The organism is Nocardiopsis potens DSM 45234, from assembly GCF_000341105.1.
In the GTDB taxonomy this organism is placed as follows: Bacteria; Actinomycetota; Actinomycetes; order Streptosporangiales; family Streptosporangiaceae; genus Nocardiopsis_A; species Nocardiopsis_A potens.
On record NZ_ANBB01000047.1, the window covers coordinates 61,458 to 73,091 of the forward strand.

Annotated in this window: 7 protein-coding genes; 5 read left to right on the top strand and 2 right to left on the bottom strand. The window is 73.9% G+C overall.

All coding sequences use genetic code 11. From position 1 onward, the window contains the following. The first annotated feature begins 21 nt into the window (after window positions 1-21). The 4 genes from ligA (at window position 22) to gatA (ending at window position 6,445) form a co-directional block, all read left to right on the top strand. The gene (gene ligA, locus D459_RS0119610; RefSeq protein WP_193790273.1) at window positions 22-2,226 is read left to right on the top strand and encodes an NAD-dependent DNA ligase LigA; all 2,205 of its coding nucleotides are present in this window, start codon (window positions 22-24) and stop codon (window positions 2,224-2,226) included. Between the two features lie 326 nt (window positions 2,227-2,552). Beyond that, on the top strand, window positions 2,553-4,619 hold the full coding sequence (locus D459_RS0119615) for a putative bifunctional diguanylate cyclase/phosphodiesterase (RefSeq protein ID WP_017594707.1): 2,067 nt from the start codon (window positions 2,553-2,555) through the stop codon (window positions 4,617-4,619). 27 nt (window positions 4,620-4,646) lie between these two features. Next, entirely contained in the window at window positions 4,647-4,946 is a 300-nt protein-coding gene (gene gatC, locus D459_RS0119620) for an Asp-tRNA(Asn)/Glu-tRNA(Gln) amidotransferase subunit GatC (RefSeq protein WP_017594708.1), read from the top strand. Then, window positions 4,946-6,445 (top strand): Asp-tRNA(Asn)/Glu-tRNA(Gln) amidotransferase subunit GatA, encoded by a 1,500-nt coding sequence (gene gatA / locus D459_RS0119625; protein WP_017594709.1) that lies wholly within the window; start codon window positions 4,946-4,948, stop codon window positions 6,443-6,445. Before gatC ends, gatA begins: the two co-directional genes overlap by 1 nt. Window positions 6,446-6,680: 235 nt before the next feature. On the opposite strand, the gene D459_RS0119630 is transcribed toward gatA, so the two are convergent. Further along, entirely contained in the window at window positions 6,681-7,856 is a 1,176-nt protein-coding gene (locus D459_RS0119630; RefSeq protein ID WP_017594710.1) for a thioester domain-containing protein, read from the bottom strand. Between the two features lie 543 nt (window positions 7,857-8,399). Next, complete coding sequence (locus D459_RS0119635; protein ID WP_017594711.1) at window positions 8,400-9,605, bottom strand: thioester domain-containing protein; 1,206 nt, start codon at window positions 9,603-9,605, stop codon at window positions 8,400-8,402. A gap of 206 nt (window positions 9,606-9,811) precedes the next feature. Here D459_RS0119635 and gatB point away from each other — a divergent pair, with 206 nt between their 5' ends. Further along, the gene (gatB, locus tag D459_RS0119640; protein ID WP_017594712.1) at window positions 9,812-11,359 is read left to right on the top strand and encodes an Asp-tRNA(Asn)/Glu-tRNA(Gln) amidotransferase subunit GatB; all 1,548 of its coding nucleotides are present in this window, start codon (window positions 9,812-9,814) and stop codon (window positions 11,357-11,359) included. Window positions 11,360-11,634 lie beyond the last annotated feature (275 nt).

The window sequence follows — 11,634 nt, forward strand, 5'->3', positions numbered from 1 at the left end:
CCGGAGCAAGAGGAGCACAGCATGGAGGAAAGGACGTCCCGGGTGAGCACGGAAGAGTCGGCCAGCGTCGATCCCGTCCCCGCCGAGGCGCGCGAGCGCCATGCCGAACTGTCGCAGGAGCTCGACGACCACAGCTACCGCTACTACATGAAGACGCCCGTCGTCTCCGACGCGGAGTACGACGCGCTGATGCAGGAGCTGCGCGCTCTGGAGGACCGCCACCCCCAGCTGGTCACCCAGGACTCGCCCACGCAGAAGGTGGGCGCGCCGATCAGCAACGAGTTCGCGCCGGTGGAGCACCTGGTGCGGATGGAGAGCCTGGGCAACGCCTTCGACGCCGAGGAGCTGTCCGCCTGGGCCGACCGGGTCTCGGCCGAGGTGCCGGTCGACGCCTACCTGTGCGAGCTCAAGATCGACGGGCTCGCCGTGGACCTGGTCTACGAGGACGGGCGGCTGGCCCGCGCCGCCACCCGCGGCGACGGCCGGGTCGGCGAGGACATCACGCTCAACGTGCGCACCATCGCCGCGGTGCCGGAGCGGCTGGACGAGAGCGTGCGGCCCGCCCCGGAGCTGCTGGAGGTCCGCGGCGAGGTGTTCCTGCCGGTGGAGGGGTTCGAGAAGCTCAACCGGCGCCTCGCCGACGAGGGCAGGCAGCCGTTCGCCAACCCGCGCAACGGCGCCGCCGGGTCGCTCCGGCAGAAGGACCCGCGGATCACCGCCACCCGGCCGCTGACCATGATCGCGCACGGCGTGGGCGCGCACCGGGGCGTGGAGTTCACGCACCAGTCGCACGTCTACGACCTGCTCCGGGACTGGGGGCTGCCGGTCAGCGACCGGTACCGGGTGGTCGGCTCGCTGGAGGAGGTGCGCGCCTACGTGGACCACTACGGCGAGCACCGGCACGAGCCCGCCTACGAGATCGACGGCGTCGTGGTGAAGGTGGACGACGTCGCGCTGCAGCGCCGGCTCGGCTCCACCAGCCGCGCGCCGCGCTGGGCGATCGCCTACAAGTACCCGCCGGAGGAGGTCACCACCAGGCTGGTGGACATCCGGGTCAACGTGGGCCGCACCGGCCGGGTCACCCCCTACGGCGTGATGGAGCCGGTGCACGTGGCCGGCTCCGAGGTGGAGTTCGCCACCCTGCACAACGCCCAGGAGGTCGAGCGGAAGGGCGTGCTGATCGGCGACACCGTGGTGCTGCGCAAGGCGGGCGACGTCATCCCGGAGATCCTCGGCCCGGTCCTCGAGCGCCGGGACGGCTCGGAGCGGCCGTTCCGGATGCCGGAGACCTGCCCGGAGTGCGGCACCCCGCTGGGGCAGCAGAAGGAGGGCGACGTCGACCTGCGCTGCCCCAACGCCCGCTCCTGCCCCGGCCAGCTCCGCGAGCGCCTGTCCCACCTGGCCGGGCGCAAGGCGCTGGACATCGAGACGCTCGGCTACGTGGCGGCGACCGCGCTCACGCAGCCGCTGGAGCCGGAGGAGCCGCCGCTGCGCGACGAGGGCGACCTGTTCGACCTGACCGTCGAGAAGCTGCTGCCGATCCGCACCCTGGTGCTCGACCCGGACACCACCGAGCCGAAGACCGACCCGAAGACCGGCGAGCGCAAGGTCGTCACCTTCTTCGCCAACGCCGACGGCGAGCCGAAGAAGAACGTGGAGCGGCTCTTCCAGGAGCTGGAGGCGGTCAAGCAGCGGCCGCTGTGGCGGATCCTGGTGGCGCTGTCCATCCGGCACGTGGGGCCGCGCGCCGCCGAGGACCTGGCCCGGCACTTCCGCTCGCTGGACGCGATCGAGGCCGCCTCGGAGGAGGAGCTGGCCTCGGTGGAGGGCATCGGCCCGACGATCGCCGCCTCCATCCGGGAGTGGTTCTCGGTCGACTGGCACCGGGAGATCGTCCGCAAGTGGCGGGCGGCCGGGGTGCGGATGGCCGACGAGGGCGCGGACAGCGGCCCCCGGCCGCTGGACGGGGTGACGGTGGTGGTCACCGGGTCGCTGGAGGGCTTCACCCGGGACGGCGCCAAGGAGGCGGTCGCCGAGCGCGGCGGCCGGGCCAGCGGCTCGGTCTCGAAGAAGACGCACTTCCTGGTCGCCGGGGAGAGCCCGGGGAGCAAGTACGACAAGGCGGTCAAACTCGGCGTCCCGGTGCTGGACGAGGAGGGCTTCCGGGTGCTGCTGGACGGCGGGCCGGATGAGGCCGCGAAACTGGCCCGGACGGCCGAGGAGTGAGCGGCGGCCGGGGGCGGGAGCGCGATCCCGCCCCCGGCCGCGCCGCATGTCGGCGGGGCGGGTGCGGTGCCCGATACGGAAACCGGGTGTTTCTGTCAACCCCCGCAAGGCTTACCTAAAGTCCCTGTATGGCGACACCTGGTGATGAAGCGTCGTAAGCTGTGCCCGTACACCGACGGGTGCGCACGGCCTGCGCACCGCGCGGAAGCGAACCGGATCCGTCGCAGGGGGTGGCCGGAAGGCTTGAGGACGAGACTCCGCCAGGAGCTCCCGGACCGCACTCCCCCGGGCGGGACCGGAGCTCCGCCGACCATCCCGAGGACGATATGAAGGATCCCAACAACACCCGGGACGTCGGCCCCCGGGTAGGGACACCGCTCTGGCTCTACCTGGCCGGCACCACCGCGGCCGGGGCGGCGCTGCTCGCCGGCTCGCTCGTCTGGCTGGGCCCGGGCGACCTGCTCGTGCTGGCCGACCGGCCGCTGGTCTGGCTGATCCTGTGCATGGTCGTCCTCGGCGAGCTGCGCCCCATCGCCACGCCCGGATCCGCCGGCGACGAAGGCGCGCCCACCTCGCTCCCGTTCTCCTTCGCGCTCCTCATCCACCTCGGCCTGCCCGCGGCCGGCCTGGTCCAGGCGCTGGCCACCGTGGTCGCCGGGGTGGCCCGCCGGCACGCCCCGCACCGGACCGCCTTCAACGCCGCCCAGTACGTGCTCAGCCTCGGCGTGGCCGACGCGGCGATGCGGCTCTTCCACCCCGAGGCGTCGGTCTACCCGTGGGTGCCGCAGGGCGCGGAGCTGGTCCTGATCGGCCTGGCCGGCGCCGCCTACTTCGTGACCAACCTGGTCCTGGTGGAGTGCGCGGTGGCCATGCACGAGCGGGCGCCGCTGCACACCGTGCTCGGCAAGGACATCGGCCAGCGGCTCTTCGTCAACGGGGTGCTGCTCTCCCTGGCGCCGCTGGTCGTGGTGGCGATGACGCACTCGATCTGGCTGGTGCCGCTGTTCGCCCTGCCGCTGGCCGCGCTGTACAGCAGCGCCACCCTCTCGGTGAAGCGCGAGCACCAGGCCAACCACGACGAGCTCACCGGCCTGGCCAACCGGAAGCTGCTCATCCTGCGCACCCAGGAGGCGCTGACCGAGGCCCGCCAGCGCGACCTGAGGGTCGGCCTGCTCCTGCTCGACCTGGACCGGTTCAAGGAGGTCAACGACACCCTGGGCCACCCCACCGGGGACCGGCTGCTGCAGATCGTGGCGGTCCGGCTGACCCGCAGCGTCCGCCCGGGCGACCTGGTCGCCCGGCTGGGCGGGGACGAGTTCGCGGTGCTGCTGCCGCAGGTGCGCGACGCCGCCTCGGCGCGCGAGGTCGCGGCCCGGCTCCGGGTGGCGCTGGCCGAGCCCACCCGGATCGACGGGATGGACTTCGACCTGGAGGCCAGCGTCGGCATCGCGCTCTACCCGGACCACGCCCCCGACTTCGAGCTGCTCATGCAGCGCGCCGACGTGGCGATGTACGTGGCCAAGGAGCAGCGCACCGGGGTGGAGTCCTACGCCCCGCACAAGGACCGCAACTCCACCGACCGGCTCAGCCTCTTCGGCGAGCTCCGCCGCGCCCTGGTCGAGAAGGAGCTGGAGATGTACTACCAGCCCACGGTCGACCTGGAGAGCGGCCGGGCGATCGGGATGGAGGCCCTGGTGCGCTGGCGGCACCCCGCCCGCGGCCTGCTGGAGCCGCACGAGTTCGTGCCGATGATGGAGCAGTCCTACCTGATCCGCGGCTTCACCCACGAGGTGCTGGAGCTGACCCTGGCCCAGGTCGCCCGGTGGCGCGGGGAGGGCTGGCGGTACCCGGTGGCGGTCAACCTCTCCGCCCGCGAGCTGCTCGACCCCACCCTGCCGGACGTGGTGGCCGCGGCGCTGCGCCGGCACGGCGTCCCCCCGGAGGGGCTCCGGCTGGAGATCAGCGAGCGGACCATGGTGGCCGAGGCGGACGCGGTCGCCCCCAGCGTGCTGGCCCTGGCCGAGCTGGGCGTGCCGCTCTCCCTGGACGACTTCGGCACCGGCTACTACACCCTGGCCCGGCTGAACGGCCTGCCGCTGGAGGAGATCAAGATCGACGGCTCGTTCGTCCGCCGGGTCGAGGAGGACACCGACGGCCGGACCATCGTGGCCTCGGCGATCACCCTGGTCGGCTCGCTGGGGATGCGCGCCGTCGCCGAGGGGGTGGAGAGCGCCGGGGTGGCCGAGGAGGTGCGCGCCCTGGGGTGCCGCGCGGCGCAGGGCCGGCACTTCGCGCCCCCGCTGGCGGCGGCCGAGGCCGAGGAGTGGATCCGCGGGGCCGTGCGGAAGGACGACCGAGGGGTGCCCGGCGGCCATAGGATTGAGTCGTCCTGAACGACATCAGAGAACGGTAAGCAATTCATGTCCGCCATCACCCGCGATGAGGTCGCGCACCTCGCCCGGTTGTCGCGGCTGGCGTTGAACGAGGACGAGCTCGACCACCTCGCCGCCCAGCTCGATGAGATCATCTCCGCTGTGGCGAAGGTGCAGGAGGCCGCCGAAGGCGACATCCCGCCGAGCTCGCACGCCCTGCCGCTGACCAACGTGTACCGCCCCGACGAGGTCCGGCCCGGCCTCACCCCCGAGCAGGCCCTGTCCGGCGCGCCCGCGGTGGAGGACCAGCGGTTCCGCGTCCCGCAGATCCTCGGGGAGGAGGAGTGATGAGCAGCGACCTGATCAGGCTCTCCGCCGCCGAGCTGGGCGCCGCCATCGCGCGCGGCGAGGCCGGTGCGGTCGACGCGGCCACGGCCTACCTGGACCGCATCGCCGAGGTCGACGGCGACGTCAACGCCTTCCTGCACGTGGACCGGGAGGCCACGCTGGCCCAGGCGCGGGCCGTCGACGAGCGCCGCGCCGCGGGTGAGGAGCTGGGCCCGCTGGCCGGTGTGCCCATCGCGCACAAGGACGTCTTCACCACCGAGGACATGCCCACCACCGCCGCCTCCAAGATCCTGGAGGGGTGGCTGCCGCCCTACGACGCGACGGTCACCGCCCGGCTGCGCAAGGCCGGCCTGGTCATCCTCGGCAAGACCAACATGGACGAGTTCGCCATGGGCTCCTCCACCGAGAACTCCGCCTACGGCGTGACCCGCAACCCGTGGGACACCGGCCGGATCCCGGGCGGCTCCTCGGGCGGCTCCTCGGCCGCGGTGGCCGCCTTCGAGGCGCCGCTGGCCACCGGCACCGACACCGGCGGCTCGATCCGCCAGCCGGCCGCGGTCTGCGGCCTGGTCGGCGCCAAGCCCACCTACGGCTCCTCGTCCCGGTACGGGCTGATCGCCTTCGCGTCCTCGCTGGACACCCCGGGCCCGTTCGCTCGGGACGTGCTGGACGCCGCGCTGCTGCACGAGGCGTTCTCCGGGCACGACCCGCGCGATTCCACCTCCATCGACGCCCCGGTGCCGCCGGTGGTCGACGCGGCCCGCCGGGCCGACGTGGCCGGCCTGCGGATCGGCGTGGTCAAGCAGTTCGCCGGGGAGGGCTACCAGCCGGGCGTGCTGCAGCGCTTCCAGGAGAGCGTGGAGCTGCTGGAGTCGCTGGGCGCCAAGGTCGTCGAGGTCTCCTGCCCGAGCTTCGACGCCGCGCTGGCCGCCTACTACCTGATCGCGCCCAGCGAGGCCTCCTCCAACCTGGCCCGGTTCGACGCGATGCGCTACGGCCTGCGGGTCGGCGACGACGGCACCCGCAGCGCCGAGGAGGTCATGGCGCTCACCCGGGCCGAGGGCTTCGGGCCGGAGGTCAAGCGCCGCATCATCCTGGGCACCTACGCGCTGTCCAGCGGCTACTACGACGCCTACTACGGCTCGGCGCAGCAGGTGCGCACGCTGATCAAGCGGGACTTCGAGGCGGCCTTCGCCAACGTGGACGTGCTGGTCTCGCCGACCACGCCGACCACCGCGTTCCCGCTCGGCGAGCGCTCCGACGACCCGATGGCGATGTACCTCGCCGACCTGTGCACCATCCCGACCAACCTGGCCGGCAACGCCGCGCTCTCGGTCCCCTGCGGCCTGGCCCCGGAGGACGGCCTCCCGGTCGGCCTGCAGATCATGGCCCCGGCGCTGGCCGACGACCGGACCTACAGGGTGGGCGCGGCCGTGGAGGCGGCGCTGCGCGACCGCAGCGGCGGCCCGCTGCTCGCCGGCAGCCCCTACGCGGTCTGAGGCGCACGGCCGGGGAAGCACGGCCGGAGAAGCACGGAAGGGGCGGCACGGTGCGGACACCGCGCCGCCCCTTCCCGTTGATCTTGACCTCCGGGCCCGTCAACGCGGCTCGATAGGCCCGGAGCGCCGAGATCATCGCGGGAGAGGCGTCCTGCGGACATGAGAACGCCCGCCGCCGGATCGCTCCGGCGGCGGGCGTCTCAGTGCGCAGGGCCTGCGCCTAGAGCCGTACCGCTCAGCCCTCGTCGGAGGCGCTGCGGCGCTTGCGGCTCAGGTACATGGCCGCACCGCCGCCGGCCACGGCCGCCACGGCCGCGCCGACCAGGCCGACCAGCGCGCCGCCGGTGACCGGCAGGCCGCCGGTGTCGTCGTCCTTGCCCGGGGCGGGCTTGTCGTCCGGCTTCTCGGCCGGCTCGGACGGGCTCGGGGCCGGCTCGGACGGGCTCGGCGCGGGCTCCGACGGGCTCGGGGCTGGCTCGCTCGGCTCCGGGGTCGGGGTCTCCTCGCCGCCGCCGGCGGTCCAGGAGACCTTGGCGCCGGCGCTGACCTCGGTGGTCTCGCCGTCCGCGGTGATCAGGGTCTGGGTGGCGGGCTGGCCCTCCACGCCCTTGAACAGCCGGCCGACGTCGACGGTGGCCGACACGGTGCCGGACACGCTGGCCTCGCCGGCCTCGGTGCCCTCCGGCACCTTGAACCCGAAGACGTCGCCGTTGGAGGCGGCCTCCACCGGCTCGCCGGTCTCCACGTCGACCAGCTGCACGCCCTCCGGGGCGTCCAGGGTCAGCGCGACGGGGTCGGCGCTGCTGGTGGTGACGGTGAACTCGCCGATGGTCTGGCCGGCCTTGCCCTCGGCGGACTCCGGGGCGATGGTGAGCGAGGCGTCCGGCTCGGCGACGTCCTCCTTCTTCGCGTTCTCCACCAGGTAGCTGTAGAGCGCGAAGACGTTCTCGTCGTTGCCCTGCTCGGTGAACTCGACCCCGTTGCTGAAGTGCCAGATCGCGGCCTGGGTGCCGGCCACGGCCTGCTCGTCGGTCAGGCCCGCGACCCCGGAGGTCTCGGCCAGCGAGGCCGCGTCGACCTTGGGGAAGGAGTTCTGCAGGATCCAGTTGACCTTGCCCGGGGTGGCGAACTCGCCCTTGCCCGGGTAGTTCTCCCAGGCGTCCTCCTGGTACTTGGCGCCGCCCCGGATCGAGGTCTCGTAGTCGATGCAGTAGGTCTGCAGCATCGTGCCGTCTTCCAGCTTCAGGTTGAAGAGGCTGGCGCCGATGCTGGTGCCGTCAGCGGCGGTCACCTGGCCGCCGTTGAGGGCGTTGCCCACGTACTCGCCCTTGGCGCCGCTGGCCAGGGCCGGGGCGGCGGAGAGGCCGAAGGCCAGGGCGGCCGCGGTGGTCGCGGCGGCGACGGCCGCCACGCGGCGGCCGCGGCGCGGGGAGTGGGGGAGAGAGGTCGTTTTGATCAAGGTTGCGTCCCGGTGTCGTTCAGGGGAAAACCGGTCATCGCCGCTGCGCCGGGCGGAAAGCCCGGAAACGGCGGTCGGGCGCACGCCGCGGACCGCCGCGGCGCGAGCTGCGCGCGGTCCGTGGAGAAGCCCGCTGCGGTGCCCGGCGGCATCGTGCTGTTTCGGGAGGCGCCGTCATGGAAAAAGCGAACGGAGATCGGCGCGATTCGTCTTCGCCGGAGCCGCCGCGCCCGCCCTGGAAGGGGTTCCGGCTCGGCGGCGGGTACCGGAGCACCGCACCGCCTGATACTAGCGACCCAATTCCGGTCTTCCAACATGCTTCGCGGAATTCGTGCGATTCTGTGCGGAAGTCCGTTCCTGTCCAATTCCGCAGACCACTTTCACCTGCGCTTTCTTGCGTGGGAGCGCGCCCGGCGGCGGGAGGGGGAGAGTCGCGGTGTGATTCGGGTCGTACTTCCCGGGTCGCGCCGCCGCCCGGAACCGGCGGGGCCGGGGTCAGTCCCGGCGGGAGCGGCGCCGGAACAGCAGCATGGCGGCGGCCCCGCCCAGCACCAGCAGGGCTCCGATGCCGATCAGCGCGCCCAGCCAGGTGCCGGTGAGCGCCAGCGGGCCGCGGCGCTCCGGCTCGGGGGAGGCCGGGGAGGCGCTCTCCTCCGGGGAGGGCGCCGGGGGCGCGGCCGCGGGCGGCGGCTCCGCGGGGGAGGCGGAGGGGAGCGGCTCCAGGGTCGGGTCGGTGACCGGCGCCGGTTCGCGGGCGGGGGCGTTCCAGTCGGCCTTGATCGCCGCGGTGCCCTCGGTCACCCCCTCCTCCGCGATGACCAGCGGCAGCGTGGTCACCCCGTCCTTGCCGACGAACGCGCGGCCGGACTGCACGGTGGCCGCGGTGGTGGAGGCGTGCACCGTGGCCACCCCGGCGCCGGACCCCTCCGGCACCTCCAGGTAGAACTCCTCGCCGTCGCCGACCTCGGTGACCGTCTCGCCGGAGGCGTCGGTGAGCCGGGCGCCCTCGGCCCCGCCGACCCGGAGCGAGACCGGGCCGGTGCCGGTGGTGCGCGCCTTCATCGGGCCGATCGGGCTGGTCGGGTCGGCGCCCTGGATGCGCTCGGGGGTGACCGAGAGCGAGGGCGCGGCGGCGGGCTCGTCGCTCCCCTGGGCCCCGTCCACCAGGTACCGGTAGACCTCCAGCACGGCCGGGTGGTTGCCGCCCTTGCCCTTCCCCTTGCCGGCGGCCGGCTCGGCGCCCTCGGTGTAGTGCCAGATCGCGGTCTGGGTGGCGGCGATGGCCTGCTCGGCGGAGAGCCCGCCGGCCCCGCTCCGCTCGGCCAGCTCCTCCACCTCCAGCTCCGGGTAGGAGTTGCGGACGATCCAGGCGACCGGCCCGGCCGGGTCGCCGGAGGGGTGCTCGCCGGGCACCGCGTTCCAGCCGGACTCGACGTAGGCGGTGCTGCGGTCGGGTTCGTCGGAGCGCACCGCGCCGTAGGCGCTCAGCGAGGTATCGTCGTCCACCCGGAGCCGGTACAGCGCGGTCTCCGCCGTCTCCCCGCCGGCCAGGCGCACCTCGGCGCCGGGCACCGCCTCGCGCTCGACGCGGGCGGGGCCGTCCTGGGCCGCCGCCGGGGCGGCGGGGGTGAGGACCCCTGCGGTCAGCAGGGCCGCGGCGAGGCCGGCGAGCGGCCGCAGGCGGAACGGGGCGCGGGGCACGTGCGGTGGTCTCCTCGGCGGCGGGCGCGGAGCGGATTCGGTCCCGCAAAGGGTAACCGGCCAGGCAGTGCGGTTACGGAAGAACCGCTCGGTAGCGCCGAATCGTGTGCGTGCTGTGACATTGCGCGCCCGTACCTGCGACGCCCCGGGGATCGGTAGGCTTTCGAGGTGGACTCAGGATCGGAACACGGAACGGGTTGTGCGTGATGGTCGACGCGGTGAAGAGCGCCCCTGCCGGGAGCGGAGCCCCGGCGACGGTGGCCTACGACGACGCGGTGCGGCGGTACGCGCCCCTGCTGGGCCTTGAGGTCCACATCGAGCTGGGCACCGCCTCGAAGATGTTCTGCTCCTGCTCGACCTCGTTCGGCGCCGACCCCAACACCCAGGTGTGCCCGGTCTGCCTGGCGCTGCCCGGCGCGCTGCCGGTGGTCAACGGGACCGCGGTGGAGAGCGCGATCCGGCTCGGCCTGGCGCTGAACTGCTCGATCGCCTCCTGGTGCCGGTTCGCCCGGAAGAACTACTTCTATCCGGACATGCCGAAGAACTACCAGATCTCCCAGTACGACGAGCCGCTCTGCAGCGACGGCCACCTGGACATCACGGTGGACACCCCGGACGGGCCGCGGGAGTTCCGCATCCCGATCGAGCGGGTGCACATGGAGGAGGACACCGGCAAGAGCCTGCACGTGGGCGGCTCCACCGGCCGGATCCACGGCGCGGACCACTCCAACGTCGACTACAACCGGGCCGGCATCCCGCTGCTGGAGATCGTCACCCGGCCGATCGAGGGCGCCGGCGAGCTGGCGCCGCTGGTCGCCCGGGCCTACGTGGCCGAGCTGCGCGCGCTCGCCCGCTCGCTGGGCATCTCCGACGTGCGGATGGAGGAGGGCTCGCTCCGCTGCGACGTCAACGTCTCGCTCTCCCCGGTCGGCTCGGACGAGTGGGGCACCCGCTCGGAGACCAAGAACGTCAACTCGCTGCGCTCGGTGGAGCGCGCGGTCCGCTCCGAGGTCGAGCGGCAGGCCGGCGTGCTCGACGCCGGCGGGCGCGTGGTCCAGGAGACCCGGCACTTCAAGGAGGACACCGGCACCTCGGTCTCCGGACGGAGCAAGGAGGAGGCGCAGGACTACCGCTACTTCCCCGACCCCGACCTGGTGCCGGTCGCGCCGGCCGCCGAGTGGGTCGAGGAGCTGCGCGCCGCGCTGCCCGAGCCGCCCTCGGCGCACCGCGCCCGGATCAAGGCCGAGTGGTCGCTGACCGACGAGGAGCTGCGCGACCTGATCAACGCCGAGGCCGTCGACCTGGTCGAGGCGACCGTCGCCGCGGGCGCCGGTCCGGCCGACGCGCGCAAGTGGTGGCTGAACGAGCTCTCCCGGCGGGCCACCGAGTCCGGGGTGGAGCTGGCCGCGCTGCCGATCACCCCGGAGCAGGTGGCCCGGGTCTGCGCGCTGGTCTCCGCCGGCGACCTGACCAACAAGCTGGCCCGCCAGGTGATCGAGGGCGTGCTGGACGGCGAGGGCGACCCGGACGCCGTGGTGGAGGCCCGCGGCCTCAAGGTGGTCAGCGACGACTCCGCGCTCGGCGGCATCGTGGACCAGGTCATCGCGGACAACCCCGACGTCGCGGAGAAGATCCGCAACGGCAAGGCGGCCGCCGCCGGCAAGCTGGTCGGCGATGTGATGAAGGCGACCCGCGGCCAGGCGGACGCGGGCCGGGCCCGCGAGCTGATCCTGGAGCGGCTGGGCGCGGCCTGAGCGGACGGCGTCCCTCCCGGTGCGCGGCCCCGGCCGTCCGCCCGCGGTCGGCCCGGCAGCCGGGCACGGCCGCGCCCGGGTGCCGGGCGTTCCGCTCCCGCGGCCCCGGAGGACCGGGACCGCGGGCGGCCCGCCCGCTCCCGGCGGCGCCGTGCGCCCGGCCGCCGAACGCCGGGCGGGCGGACCGCCGGCGGCCGCCCGGCCCGGTGACCCCGATCACGCATCGTGTTCGGTTCGTCGCCGGGTCTCCGCTTCCTCTCAATCGGAGCGTGACC

Coding starts and splice junctions, on each gene's coding strand:
- gatC (WP_017594708.1), top strand. CDS start 4,647: ATGTCCGCCATCACCCGCGATGAGGTCGCGCACCTCGCCCGGTTGTCG.
- ligA (WP_193790273.1), top strand. CDS start 22: ATGGAGGAAAGGACGTCCCGGGTGAGCACGGAAGAGTCGGCCAGCGTC.
- D459_RS0119615 (WP_017594707.1), top strand. CDS start 2,553: ATGAAGGATCCCAACAACACCCGGGACGTCGGCCCCCGGGTAGGGACA.
- gatA (WP_017594709.1), top strand. CDS start 4,946: ATGAGCAGCGACCTGATCAGGCTCTCCGCCGCCGAGCTGGGCGCCGCC.
- gatB (WP_017594712.1), top strand. CDS start 9,812: ATGGTCGACGCGGTGAAGAGCGCCCCTGCCGGGAGCGGAGCCCCGGCG.